The following is a 20,197-nucleotide window of genomic DNA, read 5'->3' as shown; positions in this document are numbered from 1 at the left end:
TCAACCACCAATCAACGCCAGGTAACGGTCGAGGGTTTCGCTGTAATGGTCGGCGTACCACAGGTTGTTCATCGACACCTGCTTGCCGAGGTTTTCCGGCGAAGTCGGGTTGATGCGCTGCAGCTCCGGCGACAGCAGGCTGTTCACCTTGGAATCGACCGGGCCCATGTTGTAAACCTCCATCAGCTTGGCCTGCACTTCGGGGCGCAGGGCGTAGGCGATGAACTTCATGGCATTGGCGGCGCCGGCCGGGTTGTTCTTCGGCACGAACCACACGGATGGGGCAACGATGGCGTTGTCGAAGGTCCAGTCGATGGCGCCGCCGGTGTCTTGCTTCACCAGCTCGGCGCGGGTGTGCCACATCTGACCCATGCTCACTTCACCGTCACGCAACAATTGCTGCGACTCGGCGCCGGTGGACCAGTGGGTAACCACGTGGGGCATCAGTTCTTCGATCTTGCGCAAGGCGCGGTCAACATCCAGCGGGTAGAGCTTGTCGGCCGGCACGCCATCGGCGAGCAGCGCGCACTCGAGGTTGGCGCTCATCCATTTGTACAGCGTGCGTTTGCCCGGGTACTTCTTCACGTCCCAGAAATCCGCCCAGCTCTTGGGTGGGTTCTTGCCGAATTTCTTCGCGTCAAACCCGATCACGTAGCTGTAGGTGTAGTTGGCCAGACCAAAGTCGTGGATGTCGCCGTAACCGATCAGCGACTTGTCGACCACGCTGTAATCAATCGGCGTCAGCACGCCTTCCTTGCCCAGGCGATACGAGGAATACATTTCGCCGTCGCACACATCCCAACGCACGGCACCACTGTTCACCTGGGTTTTCACCGCGCCTTCGGTGGGGCCGCTGCCGTCCACCATCAGCTTCAAACCGCTGGCCGCGTTAAAGCCGCCGAAGCTCTTTTCAAAGGCCGGTACGGCATCGCCGCCCCAGTTGGCCACGACAAGACTGCCGCCATCGGCAAAGGCATGGCGCAGCGGGCCCATGCCGGCTGCGGCGGCCATCACCATCAGCAATTGGTTGAAGCTGCGGCGGCTGAGCGTGCCGGCTTCTACGCGCTCTTGCGCGATTTCTACGGCGTCATCGATAAAGCGCTGTTTGTCTTTCATCCCAGGTTCCCTTCAAAGGTGGCGGCAGGTGATCGAGCGGTTTTGTTATTAGGTGGAAAGCAGATGGCCATGCTGGCGGCTCCAGGTGCACCAATACGGCTGCCCTCGCTCCAGGCCGTTCAACAACGGGTGGCTGACCGGAATGCGCAGGGCAATCTGTTGGGCATCGGGCGTGCGCAAGTCCACGTTCACGTGGGTGCCGAGGTAGGTCAGGTGTTCCACCTGCGCCACCACGCCATTGCCGTTGCCGACTTGGGCCAGCGGCTGCAGGTCGACATGTTCGGGGCGAATCGCCAGCCAGCTTTCGCTGCTCACGGCGGGCAGTGGCTGTTGCACGCCTTGGGTTACCCACAGCGGGCGGCTTTGATAACTGCACACCAAGGCATCGTCGCGGCGGCTGATATCGCGCACGCTGAGCAGGTTGGTGTCGCCGAGAAAGTTGGCCACAAACCGGCTGGCCGGGCGCTCGTACACTTCCTGCGGCGTACCCAGTTGTTCCAGACGACCGTGGTTGAATACCGCCACGCGGTCGGACAGCGCCAGGGCTTCTTCCTGGTCGTGGGTGACGAACACGAAGGTAGTGCCGAATTCTTTGTGCATACGCGCCAGCTCCACCTGCATTTCCTGGCGCAGACGGCGGTCGAGGGCGGACAGCGGTTCATCGAGCAGCAGCAACGGCGGCTCGAAAATCAGCGCACGGGCCAGGGCCACGCGTTGCTGCTGGCCGCCGGAAAGCTGCTTGATATTGCGGTCGCCTTTGCCGGCCAAACCCACGCGCTCCAGCATGCGGCCGACGCGCTCGCTGATCTCGGCGGCCGGCACTTTGCGCACCTTGAGCGGGTAGGCAATGTTCTGCGCCACGCTCATATGGGGAACAGCGCGTAGCCCTGAAACACCACGCCGAAATTGCGCTGGTCGGCGGGCAAGCCGGTGATGTCCTGGCCGTTGCACAGAATGCGGCCTTCGCTCGGCTGTTCGAAGCCGGCGAGCATCATCAGGGTGGTGCTTTTGCCTGAGCCGGACGGGCCCAGCAGGGTGAGAAATTCGCCGCGCTTGATATGCAGCGTCAGGTCGCTCAAGGCACGGGTTTCGCCATAGCTTTTGCCCAACTGCAGCAGGTCGACGAAGTGTTCTGCGGATACCGACATGGGACTGACCTCGTAATCAAAGCGCGCTTGGCGTCTTGTTGTGACCCTATCGTCACGGCAAATTAAATTGACATCAACTGATTTGTTTTCTAGGTTTCGTGTGAATTCAATTCACATAAAAGCCGCCAAAAATGCACCTGAAAGCCACACGCCGCCTGCCCTCGCTGATCGCTCTGCGCGCTTTTGAGGCACTCGTAAGGCAAGGCAGCACGGGGGCTGCGGCCCTGGAGCTGCACGTTACCCACAGCGCGATCAGCCATCAGATCAAGAAGCTCGAAGAAGAGTTGGAAGTGGCGTTGGTGGAGCGCCAAGGCCGCGGCGTGCACCTGACCCCCGCCGGGCGCAAGCTCAGCCAGTTGGTGAACGGCGCGTTCGAGCAACTGCGCGATATTCAAACCGCCCTGCCCACCGCCACCCCGGCCGGTAATTTGCGCATCGCCTGCGCGCCGGCGCTGCTCGCGCGTATCTCCGGCATGCTCGATCGGTTTCTGCGTGACTACCCGGATGTGGCGTTGCATCTGCTCTCCATCGAACATGCCAACCAGGGTGTGGACATGGTGATTTCCTTTGGCGACAGCGAAGTGGAAGGCCAGCGCATTGCCGCGCTGGGCGACATCCTCTACTTCCCGGTGTGCAGCCCGCGTTTGCTCAACGGCAACGAACCGCTGCGCAAACCCCGCGACCTGGCGCGCCAGGTGCTGCTGCACGAAGACGACGGCTACGACTGGAGCCGCTATTTTCTGGCGGCCGGTATTCCCAGCCTGCAAGGCCGGCAGAACATCTATCTGCCCAACGCCTCGCTGACCATTGGCGCCGCCATTGCCGGGGCGGGCATCACCATTAGCGACCATATTCTGGCCGGCGAGCAGTTGGCCCAGGGCACGTTGATTCGCTTGTTCGATATCGAATTTCCGGCGCCGCACCCGTACTTCATCATCATGCCGCCGCGCGGGGCGAATGAGCTGGCCAAGGCGTTTGCGGATTGGTTGGTAAGGGAATTGGAGTTGATTGAAAGAGTCGGCTGACGGGGTTGGTACAAAAGAAAATGTACGCCGCAACATTCTGGATCCCCGCCTGCGCGGGGATGACGGAGGCTTAACTCCCGTTCACCGTCATTCCCGCGCAGGCGGGAATCCAGACTCGAAAGCCATGCACGTTGTCCGCCCGAACGGCGCTCAACTCTAGCCACGCAAAATCATGAATACCTTGCGCACCTTGGTGAGGTTCTCCCAAGTGCCCTTAAACCCCGCCGCCACCACAAACGTATCCCCGGCATTGAACTCGCGGCTCACGCCCTCGCTATCGGTCAACCGCACCTGCCCTTCGAGCAAATGGCACAGCTCGTCGTAGTCGCACTCGCAGCGTTCCAGGTGCGGCGGCGCTTCCCAGATACCGGCGGTGGCTTTCTTGCTCGGCTCCACAAAATGCCGCCAGCTGCGGGCGGTATAGGGTGTGTCCACGGCCTGCGGGTCGTTGGTTTCAAACTCCACGGGCGCCAGTTGCGGGTTGGCAAAATCAATCACGTGTTGTGGGGTCATGGTCGGTTCCGTTTCAGGTAAAAGTTGTGCGTAAAGTCAGGAGTCAAAGCCGATGCCCAGGGCGTCGAAGCCTTTGAGCAGCAAGCTGCGTTGGCCGGTCTGGTCTTCCTCGGCCAGCGCGCGCTGGGCCAGGCTGATGCCGACATAGCGCAGCGGTTCAGGCGGAAAAGGAAACGGCGCGGTGCCGGTCATCGCCAGCTGCGTGCGCTCGTTGGTGCGGCCTTCGAGCAGGTCCAGCACCGTCAGCGCGGCAAAGCGGGTGGCCGAGACGCCCTGCCCGGTAAAGCCCTGGGCATAAGCCACCTGGCCATTGGAGGCGGTGCCGCAGAACAGCGTGGTGCGCGCCGAGGTGTCGATAATGCCGCCCCAGGCATGGCTGAACGGCACGCCGGCCAGCGCTGGAAAGGTGCTCTGGAATTGTTCGGCCAGGCGCAGAAAACTTTCCGGGCGCTGCGTGAGCGCTTCATCGCGGCGGCTGCCGTAGTGGTAGATGGCGTCGTAGCCGCCCCACAAAATGCGGTTGTCGGCAGTTTTGCGCAGGTAGTGAAACTGGTTGCCGCTGTCGGCAATGCCGTAGCGTTCGCGCCAGCCAATGGCGGCCAGTTGGTCGTCGCTGAGTGGCTCGGTGACCAGCGCGTAGTCGTAGATAGGGATAACCGCCGCCTTGAGTTTGCCCAGCAGCGGCGGCGCGATATTGGTCGCCAATGCCACCTTGCCGGCGCGCACCGTGCCGAGGCCGGTTTCCAAGAGCTGCTGATTGCCATCGCTACGCAGGCCGCTGACCGGCGAATGCTCGAACAGCTGCACGCCCTGCTCCAGGCACACGCGGCGCAATTCGCCGACCATTTTTGCCGGGTTCAGCAGCGCGTAATTGGGCTCGAAAATACCGGCCACGTAAGCGGGCGAATCGAGTTTTTCCTTGAGCGCGGCGCCCTCCAAAAACTCGCACTCCACGCCAAACCGCGCGTAGTTGCGCTGCATGGCGTGCAAGCCCTCAACCTGCCAGGGCTGGCTGGCGACGTTGAGTTTGCCGGCGCGTTCGAACTCCACCTGCAGGCCGAATTCCTGCAAATCTTCGGCAAACGCTTCGAGGTTTTCCCGGCCGATGCGGATCAGTTGTTCTGCTTCCTTGGGCCAGCGTTTCAGGGCATTGGATACACCGTGGGAAATACTCGGCGCGCAAAAACCACCGTTGCGCCCGCTGGCTTCCAGGCCGCACTCGCCGGCTTCCAGCAACACGATGCTGGCGTGCGGCCAACGTTTGCGGGCCAACAGCGCCGTCCACAGGCCCAGAAAACCGCCGCCGACAATCGCCAGGTCAGCGCTGATATCGGCCGTGAGCCGTGGCGCGGTTTCTGCGCGGGGGTGGGAGTCTTGCCAATACGGATACGGACAGGCCGCAGACAGCAGCAGGTTGGCGGACATGCACAGGTGCTCCAGAACAAAACGATGTGCCAGTTCTAAAGGAAAGCCACCGCCGTTAGCGAGGGCGCCCACCTCGCAGCGGGCACGCGCGGAAAAGTTGCGCTTCTGGAATACTCCCGAACCTGATGCCAATCCTGTGAGCTGGAGCTTGTTGTGAAAGTCCCTGATTTGCCCACCGCTGCCGTCTTCCACCCGGACCCCGCCGGCGCCGCCACCCACGCGGTCATCCTGGCCTACCACCAGGCCTGGAAAAACCGCGACCTGGACGCCCTCATGGCGCTCTACGACCCAGCCATCGACTACCACGACAAACTGCAAAACCGCCGCATCGCCTACACCCAGTTGCGCGACTACCTGGCCGCCAGCATGCCGTTGGGCGCGGAAGAATTGCAGACCTACACCGAGCGCCTGCTGATCGACGGCGACACCGCCGTGCTGCAATACCAGGTGACCCTCAACGGCAGCGACGGGCTGGTGTCGCTGAGCGCCATCGAGGCGTTGTCGGTGCGCGACGGGCTGATTTTCAAGGTCAACGAATACGCCGTGCTGGTCAGCAATGCCACGGTAAAACCGGCAACCCGGGAAGGCAGCGACACCATCAGCCGCCTGGGCTTGTCGGCCCGTCAGGTGGGCGCGTTGGCCAAGGACCTGCACGAGTATTTTCAGCAGAGCAAACCCTACCTCAACCCCGCCCTCGACCTGCCGCAAGTGGCCGCCGCGACCGGCTACACGCGTAATCAGATTTCTTTTTTTCTCAACCAGGTGCGCGGGCAAACGTTCTACGCGTTTCTCAATGACCTGCGCTTGAGCGAGGTGCTGGAACGCTTGCATGCCAGCGAAGCGCCGAGCCGTATCGATGAGCTGGCGCAGGCGGCGGGGTTCAACTCGCTGTCCACGTTCTATCGCTGCTTCAAGCAACACACCGGGGTTACGCCCAAGCAATACGTGTTGCAGCGGACCCGTTGAGAAAAGCCCCTCTTCATCCGCTTGAACGAGAACGCTAGGCTCCGAAGCTTTGCAAGTACGGAGAAGCGGCAATGCGTGAACACCTGTTTATCGATGGCCAGTGGTTGCCGGCCGCCAGCGGCGAGCGGTTTGCCGTGTACAACCCCGCCACCGAAGCTGTGCTGCACCATGTCGCCGCCGGCGATGCGCGGGATATCGACAAGGCCGTCGCCGCCGCCCGCCGTGCGTTCGACGAAGGCCCGTGGCCAACCCTGAGTGGCGCTGAACGGGCAGGCTACCTGCGCGCCATGGCCGATGCCCTGGAAGCCCGCCAGGACGAACTGATTCGCCTGGAAGTGCTCGACAACGGCAAGCCCCTCACCGAAGCGCAGTGGGACGTGGCCGATGCCATCGGCTGCTTCCGCTTCTACGCCGATATGGCCGAAACCCTCAACACCGACGGTACGCCGCTGGAACTGCCAGACGAGCGTTTTACCTGCCATACCGTGCGCGAACCCATTGGCGTCGCCGGGCTGGTCACGCCCTGGAACTACCCATTGCTGATGGCCGCATGGAAAGTCGCCCCGGCCCTGGCTGCCGGTTGCACTGCCGTTTTGAAGCCTTCCGAAATCACCCCGCTTAGCGCACTGGAATTGGCCGCTGCCGCCGAAACCGCAGGCTTGCCCAAGGGCGTATTGAACGTCGTCACCGGCCTCGGCCCGGATTGCGGCGCGCCGCTGAGCGCACACCCAGGCGTGGACAAACTGGCCTTCACCGGCAGCGTGCCCACCGGCCGGCGCATCATGCAGGCCGCCGCGCAGGACCTGAAAAACATTAGCCTGGAGCTGGGCGGCAAATCGGCCTTTATCGCCTTCGACGACAGCGATTTAGACGCCGCCGTGGAATGGGTACTGATGGGCATCTTCTTTAACCAGGGCCAGGTGTGTTCGGCGACCTCGCGCCTGTTGGTGCAGGAAGGGTTGTACCCGCGGCTCATCGAGCGGCTGGTGGCCGAGGCGCAGAAGATTCGCATCGGCGACGGCCTGGCTGAAGGCACGTTGCTGGGGCCGTTAGTCAGCGAGGGCCAGTACCACAAAGTGCTGGAGGCCATCGCCCAGGCACAACGCGACGGCGCCACGTTGCTCTGCGGCGGCAAACGTCCGGCGCACCTGGATAAAGGCTGGTTTGTTGAGCCGACGATTTTTACCGATGTACCGGCTGACAGCGCGCTGTGGTGTGAAGAGATTTTTGGCCCGGTGTTGGCAGTGCGTACGTTTACCGATGAAGCCGATGCCATCGCCCAGGCCAATAACAGTCAGTACGGGTTGGCGGCGGCGGTGATGTCGCAAGACACCGCGCGGTGCCAACGTGTGGCCCGTGCGTTACGGGTGGGGATTGTGTGGATCAACTGCTCGCAACCGACTTTTGTGCAAGCGCCTTGGGGTGGGTACAAGCAGAGCGGGATTGGGCGGGAGCTGGGGAATGGGGTTTAGCAACTATTTGGAGACGAAGCAAATTACGGAGTACGCCACTGCTGAGAAATGGGGTTGGTATCTGCGCGATTGATAAGGACACTGCTGAACGACCCCATCCGCCGCCTCCTGGATTCCCGCCTACGCGGGAATGACGGATGTTTTTTTAAGTACACCGTCGTCCCCGCGCAGGCGGGGACCCAGAATCCATCGCCTTACGGCGTACCCCGCGCCAACCGCAATTCCTCCACCAACGTTTCAATCAGCTTCGCCGTCGGCAACTCACGCGCCAGCGGCGCGCCCTGCCCCGCCCATTGCACGGCGAAGTCGGTATTGCCCTTGGCACTCGCCGCCGCCACCAACGCTTTCGCCGCGTCATAGGCAATCGGGTAATCCGGCAGATTGCCTGCCCCCAACGCATCCAGCTCATCAAACAACCGATTCACCATCCCCCGCGCCGGCCGCCCGGAAATCGCCGCGCTCACCCGAGTGTTGTGTGCACGCGCACCTTGTAGCGCCGCACGGTAGTGCGCATTGGCCGCCGACTCCGGCGTGAGAATAAACGCCGTACCCATCTGCACCGCGCTGGCACCCAACTGCAGCGCCGCCGCAATGCCGGCGCCATTCATGATGCCGCCCGCCGCAATCACCGGCAGCGTGCTGGCGTTCGCCACCAACGACGTCAGGGCGAAGGTGCCGAGCAGGCGATCTTGCGTCGTATCAAACACCCCCCGATGCCCACCGGCTTCCACGCCTTGCGCCACCAGCGCATCTACCCCGGCCTCCTGCGCCAACTGCGCTTCCTCAACCGAAGTCACGCACGCCAACGTCACAATCCCCGCCGCTTTAAGTGCCGTGATCCACGCCTTGGGCGGCAAGCCAAAATGGAAACTGGCCACCGCCGGGCGCTCTGTCAGCAGCACGTTCAAGGTGTCTTCACCGGCCAGAAAGCTGCGGTAGCTTTCATTCAATCGGGCCGGCGGCTGTGCATCGAACTCGGCAAACAGCGGCTGCAGTTCAGCCAACCAGGCCGCTTCGCGCGTCGCATCGGCAATCGCCGGGCGATGGCAGAACAGGTTCACGTTAAAAGGCGCCGAGGTCAGCGCACGGGTGGCGCGAATCATCGCTTCGGCCTGCGCCGCGCTGCTGGCGCCAAGACCAATAGAGCCCAGCGCACCAGCATTGGAGACCGCCGCCGCCAGCTCCGGCGTAGACACACCCACCATGGGCGCCTGAATGATCGGGTGCTGAATCTTCAACAAGTTGAGAATGGACATGGGCGGCAGACTCCGGCTTTCATAAATCTTATTTACAGAATAGTATTTACTTTATGTTCTCTAAACGAGATTTGTAAAGTGGATCATCAATCCCTGGAAATCTTCTGCACTGTCGCCGCCGAACTGAGTATTACCCGTGCCGCCAAGCAGCTGGGGCGTGTGCAGTCGAATGTGACCACGCGTATTCAGCAGCTTGAAGAGCAACTGGGTGTGGCGCTGTTTGTGCGTGAAGGCAAACGCCTGAGTCTTTCGGCCGAAGGTGAGCGGTTTCTCGACTACGCCAACCGGCTGCTGGCCCTGGCCGAAGAAGCCCGGCAGATGCTGCGCCCGCAAGCGCCGCAGGGCGTATTGCGCCTGGGCAGTATGGAAAGCACCGCCGCCAGCCGCCTGCCTACGCCCTTGGCGCAGTTCCATAACCGTTATCCCGACGTGCAGCTGCGCATTACCACCGGCCCTTCACGGCCGTTGCTGGATGCCGTGTGCAATGGCGTGCTGGACTGCGCGCTGGTCGCCCTTACCAAAGACATTGAAGACCTTGATGCCATCGGCCTTGAAGGAGCACCGGTGTTTCGCGAGGAACTGCTGTTGCTGCTGCCCGCCTCCCATCTGCCGATTAGCAATGCGCGTGATGTGGCGGTCCGTTCACTCGCCGCGTTTCGCCCCGGCTGTAGCTACCGGTCCATCGCCGAAGATTGGCTGGCCAACTCTGCCCTGACGATTCAGGAAGTGGGCTCCTACCACGCCATGCTCGCCTGCGTGGCGGCCGGCAGCTGCGTGAGCCTGATGCCGCGCAGCGTGCTGGAATTGCTGCGTGACCCGCCCGCCATTCACACCCACCCGGTGCTGCAGATCGACACTTGGCTGGTCTGGCGCCGCGGCTTCAACACGCCCACTTTTGCTGCACTGCGAGACGCGTTGTGACCCGCCATCAACCGTTGATCGCAGCCCTCGCCGCTGCTCTGGTGATGGCTGTCGCTATGGGCTTTGGCCGCTTTGCCTTTACTGGCATCTACCCGGTGATGGTCGGCGACGGGTTGCTGACCGTGCATGCCGGCAGCATTGCCGCTTCAGTGAACTACGGCGGCTACCTGCTCGGCGCGCTACTCGCCGTGGGCATTGCCAACCGTCATGCCTACTGCCTGTGCCTCGCCATGCTGGCGGCCACGGCCTTTAGCCTGGCTGCGCTGGCGCTGGCCGAAAGCACCTGGCTGATCGTGGTGATCCGTGGTTTGGCCGGCGTGTTCAGCGCCTTGGCGATGGTCGGCGCCTCGGTGTGGTTGCTGCAAAACAAGGGCTACAGCCAGGGCGCGCCGGTGCTGTATGCCGGGGTGGGCGTCGGGGTGTTGGTGTCGGCGGAAATACTCGCGGCCGGGCAGTTTTTTGGTCTGCATAGCCACGGGTTATGGCTCTTGCTGGCCGTAAGCGCGACGGCGTTGGCAGTCCTGGCCGTGGCCGGGATGAGCCATCGAGCCAGCGATGAAAACGCCAAACCGACTCAGACCGCACCAACCGGCACGCTCACCTTGGGCATCGGCAAACTTATCGGTATTTATGGCTTGGCCGGCTTCGGCTATATCGTCACCGCCACGTTTTTGCCCCTGCTGGTCAGCAAGGCCGTGGCCGACTTGCCGCCCATTCACGTATGGGCATTGTTCGGCTTGGGCGCCGTGCCGTCGTGTTTTTTATGGCAGCGCGCGGTGGTCCGCTGGGGCACCCGCACCGCGCTGTTTGCCAACCTGGCCGTGCAAGCCGTGGGCGTGGTGCTGCCGGTATTCAGCGCCTCGCCACTCGCCTATCTGGCCAGCGCCATCATTGTCGGCGGCACCTTTATGGGCACGGCAACCATCGCCTTGTCCGCTGCCAGCCGCCTGGCCGGCAGCGTCCGTTTTAACGTGGTCGCCGCCATGACTGCCGCCTACGGCGTCGGCCAGATCGCCGGGCCGCTGGTGGCCAACTACCTCTACGCAGCCAACCAGTCGTTTTCCCCGCCGCTCGCAGTAGCCGGCGTGGTACTGGCCGCCGCCGCGCTGTTGTGTATCCGCCTGGGTTAGATGCGGAAGCTGCGCACCAGCTGACTCAACTGCGCCGCCTGCTGCTCCAGCTCTTTGCACGCTTGCAGGGTAGTGCGCAGGTTTTCCACGCCGTCCTGGTTCAGCGTGTTGATCTCGGTGATATCCATATTGATGGTTTCGACCACGGCGGTTTGCTCCTCGGTGGCGGTGGCCACCGACTGGTTCATGCCGTCGATTTCATCAATGCGGCTGGTCACGCTGCCCAGGCGCTCGCCGGCCAGGTTGGACACCTGCACGGTTTTATCGCTCTGAGTCTGGCTCTCGGCCATGGTGGTCACTGCGCTGCGGGCGCCGGTCTGCAGTTCGTCGATCATCTTCTGCACCTGCTGCGCCGACTCCTGCGTGCGGTGCGCCAGGTTGCGCACTTCATCGGCCACCACGGCAAATCCACGCCCGGCTTCACCGGCACGCGCTGCTTCGATGGCGGCGTTCAAGGCCAGCAAGTTGGTCTGCTGCGAAATGCCGGTGATCACTTCGAGAATCTGACCGATGTTCACGGTCTTGGCGTTCAGCTCCTCGATGGTGCCGCGTGAGTCGCTGATTTTTTGCGACAGCTCGCGCAAGGAGGCAATCGACTGGCCCAGCACCTGCTGGCCTTCAGCCGACAGCGCGCTGGCATCGGCCGAATGCTCGGACGCCACGGCGGCGTTGCGGGCGATTTCGTGGGCGGCGGCGCCCAGTTCATTGATGGCGGCGGCCACGCTGGTGGTGCGCGTGGCCTGCTGGTCGGAGTTGAGCAACGAGGCATTGGAGGCGCTGACCACTCGCGAGGCCACTTCATTTACGTGGTGGGTGGCCGAGGCCACGTCCTTGATGGACTGGTGAATCCGTTCCACAAAGCGGTTGAACGAGGCGGCCATCTGGCCAAACTCGTCGAGGCGCTGCACGTGCAGACGGCGGGTCAGGTCGCCCTCGCCTTCGGCGATGTCCTGCATCGCTTTGCCCATCACAAACAGCGGCTGCATCAGCACGTTAATCAGAATGCCGAGCAAGGTGATGATGGCGACCACGGCAATCACCGTGGCCAGCAAGGCCGTGACGCGAAATTCCTTGAGCATCGAAAACGCAAACGACTGCTCCAGCGCCAGGCCCAGCTGCCAGTTGGCCGAGGCAATGCCCTGCATCGGAGTGAACTGCACCAGCAGGTCTTCACCATTGGCGGTCACATCGCTCAAGCCCGACTTGGCCACCAGACCACTGCCGGGGAAGGCTTCGGCGAGGGTTTTCAGAATCAGGTCTTTGTTGGGGTGGATCAGAATCTTGCCGTCGCTGCTGACGATAAAGGCATGGCCGTGGCCATCGAAATCCAGCGAGTTGATGGTGGCGCTGACGCTGCCCAGATCGATATCCGCGCCCGCAACGCCAATTACCTGACCGCCCTGTTTCACCGGGGTGGCGACGGTAATCACCAGCTTGCCGGACGACGCAGCGATATAGGGTTCGGTGACCACCGTCTGCCCCGCCGCCATCGCCGCCTTGTACCAACCACGGGCACGCGGGTCGTAATCCGCCGCGCGCGAGCCAGCTGGCACCGAGAACATCAGGCCATCGGCGCCGCCAAAATAGCTGAGCTGAAAGGCCGCGCCATATACCGGCAAGCCGACGATCTGCTTCAGCGCATCCGCCCCGGCACCCTGCGCGGCGATCTGCTGCGCCATGGAATCGACCAGCGCCATATTGCCGCGCAGCCAAGTCTGGATATTGGACGTGGTCAACGCGCCCAACTCGGCCATGGAACGCCCGGCATCCACGCGCAGGGTTTGCCGCTGGCGGTAATCGTTGAACAGCACAAACACCGTGAACGCAAACACCACGGTTAAACCTGCCGCCAACAAAATCTTGTGGCGGAACTTCAGATTGAGCGCCATTGCACTGCTCTCCAGAATTTTCGGCAAAGGGACCGACGCACGCAGCTTACGTAATGAGTAAGGCAGAAATCGGTCAGAACGCAGGCGGCTTTTGGCCGCTGCGTTCAGGGGGGCGGTATTTAGCCGGAGAACGGGGCCGGGAAATATCAGTGAAGCGACATTTCTACGCCTGCGGCAACCCAAAACAAAACGCCGTGCCACCCTGCGGCTGGTCCAGCAGGCGGATGGAGCTGCCGTGCAGTTGCAAAATGCTGTGCACGATCCGCAAGCCCAAACCGCCATCGCGCCGCGCGCCGCCCAAGGTGAAGGGCCGTTGAAACAGACCTTCACGCAGTTCCAGGGCGATGCCGGGGCCGGTGTCGGCGACGGTGATCAGCACGTCGAGGCCCTGGGGTTGCAGGTGGATATCCACCCGCCCACCGACCGGCGTGTGTCTTAAGGCGTTATCCAGCAGGTTGGTCAGCACCCGTTCGATAAGACCCAGGTCGGCCCGCACCGGCGGCACGTGGGCGGGGAAATGGGCATGCATAGTCACTTCCCGTGACTGCGCACTGAGTTCGAATTTCTGCAGCACGTCCTGCAGCAGGTCGGTCAGGGCGAAGGGTTCCAGCTCGGGTTTGACGAAGCCGTATTCCAGGCGTGCCAGTTCGAACAACGACTGCGCCAGGGCGCCCACTTTGCGACTCTGGTCCAGCGCGATGCCCAGGTAGCGTTGACGTTCGGCCGGGGTGAGCGTGGCGTCTTTGAGTTGCAGGGTTTCCAGGTAGCCGTGCAACGACGAAAGCGGCGTGCGCAGGTCGTGGGAGATATTGGCGATCAGCTCGCGGCGCTGCTGGTCCTGGCGGGTGAGCTCGCGCCATTGCTCGCCGAGGCGTTCGGCCATTTGCCGGAAGGCGCTGTCGAGTACGGCGATTTCATGGCCTTCATGGACGGTTTCAGCCACCGCGCCGGGCAGCGGCGCGGGCACGCCATTGATGTCGAACTGGCGCACGGTGTCGGTCAGTTGCCGCAGCGGTCGGGTGATCCAGGCGAAGGCTAAAAGACCGGCGACCAGGCACAACAACGCCACCAGCGCCAACGACCACAAGGTGGTGGTCAGTGCCGCGCTGGTGGCGTCCTGCTCGGCCAGTTGGTCGTGGTCTTCACCTAGCAGTACTACGTAGATAAACCCCATATCGCGGCCCTGTACTTTGAGCGGCGCCGCGCTGAATACCTTGCGGCCATCGACGCTGCGCGGGTCGTCGCCCAGCACCGGCAGGCGGTCGCCGGCGAGAAAACGGCGCAGCGGCGCCAGATCGACATGGTCACGGTGCAAGCGGCCCTCGGGGGCGGCGTGGCCGATGATGGCGCCTTGGTCGTCGAGCAGGTACACCTCCACGCTGGGGTTAACCACCATCAGCTGGCTGAACAATTGCCGCGCGGCATCCGGCCGTAAGCCGTTGGCGTCCATTAGATGGCTGTCGCGGGCGATGGTGGCGGCCAGTTGCCGGGACAACCCCTGCACCACTTCCAGCTCGCGCATATGGTTGGCGCGCAGTTGCAGCCAGGCCGAGGCCGCGCACGACACCAGCAGCAACGCGGCAAATACCAGGGACAGGCGCTGCGTCAGGCTCAGCCTCATACCACCGTCTCGGCGGCAAATTTATAGCCGCGGCCCCATACGGTCAGAATGCGCGCCGGTTGCGCCGGGTCGCGCTCGATCTTGGCGCGCAGGCGGTTGATATGGGTGTTCACCGTGTGTTCGTAGCCATCGTGGCTGTAACCCCACACGGCGTTGAGCAGATCCATGCGGGAAAATACCTGGCCGGGCTGGCGGGCGAAAAAATACAGCAGGTCGAATTCGCGCGGGGTCAGGTCCAGGCGTTGGTTATCCAGGGAAGCTTCGCGGGCCAGAGGGTCAATAAACAGGCCGCCGCTGCTCAGGCTGCCGGTGTCCAAACGGGCGTTGCGGGCCAGGGCGTCGACGCGGCGCAGCAGGGCTTTTACCCGCGCGACCAGTTCCAATACCGAGAACGGTTTGGCCAGGTAATCGTCGGCGCCCAGTTCCAGGCCGAGGATGCGGTGCACTTCGCTGGCCCGCGCGCTAATGATGATGATCGGGGTATAGCGGGTCATGGCGCGGGCTTCGCGGCAGAGGGTCAGGCCGTCGACGCCGGGCAGCATCAGGTCAAGAATCAGCGCGTCCCAGCCGCCCTGCTGCAGTTGGCGCAGACCTTCGTTGCCGTCGGCGCAATGCACCACGTGCAACTGCTCGTCGCGCAGGTGCAGGGTTAACAGGTTGGCGATATGGGCGTCGTCCTCAACCAGCAGGACGCGGCGTTGCTGCTCCATCGAAGCGTTTCCTTGTGGGCGCGCGAGGTGGCCATTGTGCGGGGATTGGCCGGGGCCAGGTATAACGATTTGTTTAACTTTACGTGAGGACTTCGCGACCGGCAGTTCTCTAGCCTAGCTTCACACCCGCCCTTGCCGCGTTCCCGCTGGAGACATCCATGGCTACCAGACGACAGTTTCTCTTCCACAGCGCCCTTCTGAGCGGCGCCGCTCTGGCCGCCGGCATGCTGCCGCGCCTGGTGTTCAGCGCCGACGCCAAGGAAACCTTCGAAGTCAGTTACACCGACGCCGAATGGCGTTCACGGCTGACGCCCGCCCAGTACGAGGTGCTGCGTGAAGAAGGCACCGAGCGGCCCTTTACCAGCCCGCTGAACGACGAGCACCGGGTGGGCACCTTTGCCTGTGCCGGCTGCGCGTTGCCGTTGTTTGCCTCGAGCACCAAGTTCGACAGCCACACCGGCTGGCCGAGTTTCTGGCAGCCGCTGGACAACGCCGTGGGCAACACCAGCGACACCAGCTTCGGCATGTTGCGCAGCGAAGTGCATTGCCGCCGTTGTGGCGGGCACCTGGGCCATGTGTTCGACGACGGCCCGGACCCGACAGGCCTGCGCTACTGCATGAATGGCGTGGCCATGACCTTCAAGGCTGACGCCGCTTAACGTTCTCGAGGACACCCCATGTTGCTGCTTGTACTCGCCTACCTCGGTGGCGCGCTGACCATCCTCAGCCCGTGCATTTTGCCGGTGCTGCCTTTTGTGTTTGCCAGCGCCGGGCAACCGTTCCGCCGCAGTGGCTTGCCGCTGCTGGCCGGCATGGCGCTGACCTTTACTCTGGTCGCCTCGCTGGCGGCGGTGGGCGGCGCGTGGGTGGTGGCGGCCAACCAATACGGGCGCTGGCTGGCCTTGTTGCTGGTGGCGGTGTTTGGGTTGGCGTTGCTGTTGCCGCAGATTGCCGACCGCCTGACCCGGCCGCTGGTGGCCGCTGGCAATCGTCTTAGCGAAGCGGCGCAAACCCAGGGCCGTTCGCAACCGGCCACTTCCTTTGTGCTGGGCATCGCCACCGGTTTGCTGTGGGCGCCGTGTGCCGGGCCGATTCTCGGCCTGGTGCTGACCGGCGCCGCGCTGCAAGGCGCCAACACCGGCTCCACGCTGTTGCTGCTGGCCTATGCGGCCGGCGCGGCGACGTCGTTGGCGGTGGCCTTGCTGCTGGGCGGTCGGGTATTCAAAGCCTTGAAGCGCTCCCTCGGCGCTGGCGAATGGGTGCGCCGTGGGTTGGGCGCGGCCATGTTAGTGGGCGTTGCAGCCATCGCGCTGGGCTTTGATACCGGCGTGCTCGCGCAGTTGTCCACCGCCTCCACCGGCACCTTGGAACAGAAACTGGTCGACCAGTTGCGTCCCCCAGAGCCCGCACCGGCGATGATGCAAGGCGGCGGCATGATGATGGCGGCAGCGCATTCCGGCGGCAGTTCGCTGCCGGTGGAAGCTCAGCTGCCGTCGCTGGATGGCGCCGTGCAGTGGCTGAACAGCCCGGCGCTGACCAGTGAAAGCCTCAAGGGCAAAGTGGTGTTGGTGGATTTCTGGACCTACTCCTGCATCAACTGCCTGCGCTCATTGCCCTACGTAAAAGCCTGGGCAGAGAAATACCGCGACCAGGGCCTGGTGGTGATTGGCGTACATGCGCCGGAGTTCGCCTTTGAGCGCGACGTGGGCAATGTCACTCAGGCCATGCAGCGCCTGGGCATCACCTACCCGGTGGCCATCGACAATGACTACGCCATCTGGCGCGCCTTCAACAACCAGTACTGGCCGGCGCATTACTTTATCGACGCCCAGGGCCGCGTGCGTTTTCACCACTTTGGCGAAGGCGAATATGCCCGTTCGGAACGGGTGATTCAGCAGTTGCTCAAGGAAGCGGGCCAGCAAGTGAGCCCCGGTTTGAGCACCGTGCAGGCCAGCGGCGAACAAATGGCCGGCGACCTGGCCGTCGTGCGCTCACCGGAAACCTACGTGGGCTATGGCCGCGCAGAAAATTTCGCCTCCCCCGGCGGCGCCCGCCACGACCAGAGCAACCGCTATCAGGCACCCAACCAACCGAGCCTGAACCAATGGGGCCTGGATGGCAGCTGGAATGTGGGCGAAGAACAAGCCACAGCCACCGCTCCTGGCGCACGCATCGTTTACCGCTTCCAGGCCCGCGACCTGCACCTGGTGCTCGGCCCCGGCAGCAATGGCCAACCGGTGCGGTTCAAGGTCACGGTCGACGGTCAGGCACCCGGCGCCGCCCACGGCATGGATGTGGGCGATGACGGCAGCGGCGTGGTCACTGAACAGCGCCTGTACCAATTGGTGCGCCAACCCGGCGACGTAGACGAGCACACTTTCAGCATCGAATTTCTCGACCCCGGCGTAGCGGCTTACGCCTTCACCTTCGGCTAATTGACGAGGCACCGAGCATGCACAGTTTTTCTACGTTATCCGGCCAGCGCGGCCTGTTTGGCTTGTTCGCGGCGGCGCTGATCATCAGCAGCAGCGTGTTGCTCTGGCAAAGCCGCGCCTACTCCAGTGAACAAGCGGTGGTGCTCGCGCCGCCCGCCGTCGACGAAGCGCCCGGCGACCAGCACAGCGAAACGGCAGTGTTGCCGGTGGCTGCTTCTGGGGTGTGCAGGGCGTGTTTCAGCATGTGCGGGGCGTGCAAAACGCGGTGTCCGGCTATGCCGGCGGCAAGGCCGATACCGCCGATTACGAGCTGGTGAGCAGCGGCGATACGGGCCATGCCGAATCAGTACAGGTGACCTTCGACCCCACCCAGGTGAGCTACGGCACGTTGCTGCAGATTTTCTTCTCGGTGAGCCACGACCCCACCCAACTCAACCGCCAGGGCCCGGACCATGGCACGCAATACCGCTCAGCCATTTTCCCCACCAGCAGCGAGCAAGCGCGAGTGGCCCAGGCGTATATCGCGCAGTTGGAAGGTGCTGGCTCGTTTAGCGGGCCGATTGTTACCCGTGTTGAAGAGCACGCCAGCTTTTACCCGGCCGAGGATTATCACCAGGATTTCCTCACCGAGAACCCCAACTACCCCTATATCGTGATTAACGATTTGCCGAAGGTGGCGAATCTAAAGCAGGTGTTTGCGGATCGGTATCGGGAGCAGGCGGTGTTGGTGAAAGCGCGGTAAATGACTCAGGGATTTCGAACTCGATCCTCTTCAAGAGTCTGGATTCCCGCCTGCGCGGGAATGACGGTGTTCTGGACAAAAATCCCCGTCATCCCAGCGCAGGCTGGGATCCAGAATCGTGAGGCGTACGCCGCCCGCTCGGGCTCGCTCAATACCGCCGCGTACTCAACAACTCCCCCAACACCCGATTCGAAATGCGGAACGGAATGGACATATGGTCCTCCCCCGCCTCGATCTGAAAGTCGCTGCGCAAGCCGTACTGCGAGAGGTTTTCCAGGCGAATTTGCAGCGAACGAGCGTCCTGAATTTCCTGCGGCATATCGCGCTCGGCCATCAGCAACGTAAGGCTGCTGTGGGTGAGGTCGATTTTTCCGTCGTGTGCTTGCTGGGTGAACGTGCGCTCCGGCGCCAGCAAGAAACGGTCGCGCCACCACAGGCTCGGGCTCACGGCGTAGATGTGTTGAAACAGCGTCGGCCGGGTGTACAGCGCGTAAATGCCGAACATGCCACCGAACGACCAGCCCACCAGGCTGCGCTGGTCCTGGTCGACCTTGAAGCGTTCATTCACCTTGGGCATCAGGCGCTTTCGATAAAGTCGAGAAACAGGTCCTGGCCGCCTTGCGGCGGGTCGTTGCGCTCGGCCGGTTGCGGGGGCGACAGGTCGAAGGCGCGGCGGTTGTAGTCGTAGGGCGTGTCGCTGGGGTAGCCGATGGCGACCACAATCGAGCCCTTGTAGGCATCCTGCGCGCGCTTGGCGGCGTGGAGTGCCGGGAACAGGGCGTTGCCGTCGACCACGTACACCACCGGGTAACCGCCGGTATAGGGCACCTCGCCCTCCGGCAGGCTGATCATGATGCGGTAGTCACGGCCCTCGGCACTTTTCATCAGCCATTGTTCGGTGCCGTCCAGGGTTACCGGATCGGCCTGGGCGCTGCCGAACATAAGCAGGCCCAGCGCGAGTGCGGCGCGGTGCAGCCAGGTAACGGCCGTCACCAGCTGTAGCTCAGGCTGGTGACTACGCTGCGGGCTTCGCCGCGGTAGCAGTAGTCGCCTTCGCACGTGACATAGCGGCGGTCGGTGAGGTTGCGCGCGTTGAAGGCCAGACGCACGCCGTCCAGGCTTGCGCCGAAGTCGTAGTGGACGCCGGCGTCGAACAGGGTGTAGTCCTCGTTCTTTTCGGTGTTCGCCTCATTGGCGTAGCTGCTGCCGGTGTAACGAGCGCCGGCGCCGAATCCCAGGCCCATGGGCAAGTTGTAGTCCAGCCACACGGACGCCAGGTTGCGCGGCACGTTGATGGGCTTTTGCCTTTGAATTCGGTGTCTTTGGTGATTTCGGCGTTGGTGATGCTGTAGCTGGCGGTCATGCTCAAGCGGTCGGTGAGATCGGACACCGCTTCCAGCTCCAGGCCTTTGTTCACCTGCTCGCCCTTCTGCACCTGGAAGTTGATGTCTGCCGGGTCCTGGGTGAGCACGTTGGTTTGCGTCAGGTGATACAGCGAGCCGGTAAGCATCGTGCTGGTACCCGGCGGCTGGTACTTGAGGCCGATCTCGTATTGCTTGCCTTCGGTGGGCTGGAAATTGCCGCCGCCGGCCGGGCCACCGCTTTGCGGCAGGAACGAGGTGGCATAGCTGGCATAGGGCGCTACACCGTTATCGAACAGGTACAGCACGCCGACCGAGCCGGTGGTTTTCTGGTTGTCGATGCGGGTGTCGGTGATATCCGCGCCCCACTCCATACCGTTGGACCGCTGGTGCACCCAATCGCGGCGCAGGCCGGCGGACAAGCGCCAGCGGTTCAGTTCGATCTGGTCTTGCACATACACGCCGCT

Annotated in this window: 14 protein-coding genes and 5 pseudogenes; 8 read left to right on the top strand and 11 right to left on the bottom strand. The window is 63.0% G+C overall.

The annotated features are described in order from the left end of the window. From AC0V2S_RS21685 to AC0V2S_RS21675, 3 genes and pseudogenes are all read right to left on the bottom strand, one after another. Positions 1-1,116, bottom strand: coding sequence for an ABC transporter substrate-binding protein (locus AC0V2S_RS21685; RefSeq protein WP_475511528.1), 1,116 nt, complete (start codon positions 1,114-1,116; stop codon positions 1-3). A 48-nt stretch (positions 1,117-1,164) separates the two neighbouring features. After that, positions 1,165-1,716, bottom strand: coding sequence for an ABC transporter ATP-binding protein (locus AC0V2S_RS21680; RefSeq protein ID WP_475511572.1), 552 nt, complete (start codon positions 1,714-1,716; stop codon positions 1,165-1,167). Between the two features lie 111 nt (positions 1,717-1,827). Then, a pseudogene (locus tag AC0V2S_RS21675) lies at positions 1,828-2,264 on the bottom strand (ABC transporter ATP-binding protein); the annotation flags it as partial. A gap of 131 nt (positions 2,265-2,395) precedes the next feature. On the opposite strand from AC0V2S_RS21675, the gene AC0V2S_RS21670 reads away from it, so the two are divergent. Further along, positions 2,396-3,289, top strand: a complete 894-nt coding sequence (locus tag AC0V2S_RS21670; protein WP_475511527.1) for a LysR substrate-binding domain-containing protein — start codon at positions 2,396-2,398, stop codon at positions 3,287-3,289. Between the two features lie 156 nt (positions 3,290-3,445). Here the strand turns inward: AC0V2S_RS21670 and AC0V2S_RS21665 are convergent, their stop codons facing one another. Together AC0V2S_RS21665 and AC0V2S_RS21660 are read right to left on the bottom strand one after the other, a co-directional pair. After that, positions 3,446-3,802 carry a cupin domain-containing protein gene (locus tag AC0V2S_RS21665; protein ID WP_475511526.1) on the bottom strand — a complete coding sequence of 119 codons (357 nt, stop codon included), beginning with the start codon at positions 3,800-3,802 and terminating at the stop codon, positions 3,446-3,448. Positions 3,803-3,838: 36 nt separating this feature from the next. Further along, positions 3,839-5,227 (bottom strand): NAD(P)/FAD-dependent oxidoreductase, encoded by a 1,389-nt coding sequence (locus AC0V2S_RS21660; RefSeq protein WP_475511525.1) that lies wholly within the window; start codon positions 5,225-5,227, stop codon positions 3,839-3,841. A gap of 153 nt (positions 5,228-5,380) precedes the next feature. Between AC0V2S_RS21660 and AC0V2S_RS21655 the strand changes: the two genes are divergently transcribed. Next, entirely contained in the window at positions 5,381-6,193 is an 813-nt protein-coding gene (locus AC0V2S_RS21655; RefSeq protein WP_475511524.1) for a helix-turn-helix domain-containing protein, read from the top strand. 71 nt (positions 6,194-6,264) lie between these two features. Beyond that, positions 6,265-7,738: pseudogene (locus AC0V2S_RS21650) on the top strand (aldehyde dehydrogenase family protein). Positions 7,739-7,859: 121 nt separating this feature from the next. Here the strand turns inward: AC0V2S_RS21650 and AC0V2S_RS21645 are convergent. Then, positions 7,860-8,921: an NAD(P)H-dependent flavin oxidoreductase gene (locus tag AC0V2S_RS21645; protein ID WP_475511523.1), complete on the bottom strand. Its 1,062-nt coding sequence runs from the start codon at positions 8,919-8,921 to the stop codon at positions 7,860-7,862. Positions 8,922-8,999: 78 nt separating this feature from the next. On the opposite strand from AC0V2S_RS21645, the gene AC0V2S_RS21640 reads away from it, so the two are divergent. Continuing rightward, positions 9,000-9,842: a LysR family transcriptional regulator gene (locus tag AC0V2S_RS21640; protein ID WP_475511522.1), complete on the top strand. Its 843-nt coding sequence runs from the start codon at positions 9,000-9,002 to the stop codon at positions 9,840-9,842. Continuing rightward, complete coding sequence (locus AC0V2S_RS21635) at positions 9,839-10,972, top strand: YbfB/YjiJ family MFS transporter (RefSeq protein WP_475511521.1); 1,134 nt, start codon at positions 9,839-9,841, stop codon at positions 10,970-10,972. The genes AC0V2S_RS21640 and AC0V2S_RS21635 overlap by 4 nt, the downstream gene beginning before the upstream one ends. On the opposite strand, the gene AC0V2S_RS21630 is transcribed toward AC0V2S_RS21635, so the two are convergent. From AC0V2S_RS21630 to AC0V2S_RS21620, 3 genes are all read right to left on the bottom strand, one after another. Then, positions 10,969-12,861, bottom strand: a complete 1,893-nt coding sequence (locus AC0V2S_RS21630) for a methyl-accepting chemotaxis protein (RefSeq protein WP_475511520.1) — start codon at positions 12,859-12,861, stop codon at positions 10,969-10,971. The genes AC0V2S_RS21635 and AC0V2S_RS21630 overlap by 4 nt on opposite strands. 163 nt (positions 12,862-13,024) lie before the next feature. After that, positions 13,025-14,482 (bottom strand): sensor histidine kinase, encoded by a 1,458-nt coding sequence (locus AC0V2S_RS21625; protein ID WP_475511519.1) that lies wholly within the window; start codon positions 14,480-14,482, stop codon positions 13,025-13,027. After that, entirely contained in the window at positions 14,479-15,192 is a 714-nt protein-coding gene (locus AC0V2S_RS21620; RefSeq protein ID WP_475511518.1) for a response regulator transcription factor, read from the bottom strand. Before AC0V2S_RS21620 ends, AC0V2S_RS21625 begins: the two co-directional genes overlap by 4 nt. A gap of 158 nt (positions 15,193-15,350) precedes the next feature. On the opposite strand from AC0V2S_RS21620, the gene msrB reads away from it, so the two are divergent. The 3 genes and pseudogenes from msrB to msrA all read left to right on the top strand — a co-directional run bounded on the left by msrB (position 15,351) and on the right by msrA (position 18,369). Next, entirely contained in the window at positions 15,351-15,851 is a 501-nt protein-coding gene (msrB, locus tag AC0V2S_RS21615) for a peptide-methionine (R)-S-oxide reductase MsrB (protein WP_475511517.1), read from the top strand. Positions 15,852-15,869: 18 nt separating this feature from the next. Further along, the gene (locus AC0V2S_RS21610; protein WP_475511516.1) at positions 15,870-17,627 is read left to right on the top strand and encodes a cytochrome c biogenesis protein DipZ; all 1,758 of its coding nucleotides are present in this window, start codon (positions 15,870-15,872) and stop codon (positions 17,625-17,627) included. A gap of 17 nt (positions 17,628-17,644) precedes the next feature. Beyond that, positions 17,645-18,369: pseudogene (gene msrA / locus AC0V2S_RS21605) on the top strand (peptide-methionine (S)-S-oxide reductase MsrA). A 148-nt stretch (positions 18,370-18,517) separates the two neighbouring features. On the opposite strand, the pseudogene AC0V2S_RS21600 reads toward msrA, so the two are convergent. Then, positions 18,518-19,221, bottom strand: a pseudogene (locus AC0V2S_RS21600) (alpha/beta hydrolase). Positions 19,222-19,358: 137 nt separating this feature from the next. Continuing rightward, positions 19,359-20,185 (bottom strand): annotated as a pseudogene (locus tag AC0V2S_RS21595) (TonB-dependent siderophore receptor). Positions 20,186-20,197: the final 12 nt, after the last annotated feature.

This window comes from Pseudomonas sp. CC11G (genome assembly GCF_056174845.1).
Note: the sequence above shows the minus strand (reverse complement) of the source record. Positions and strands in the feature narration are given on the sequence as shown.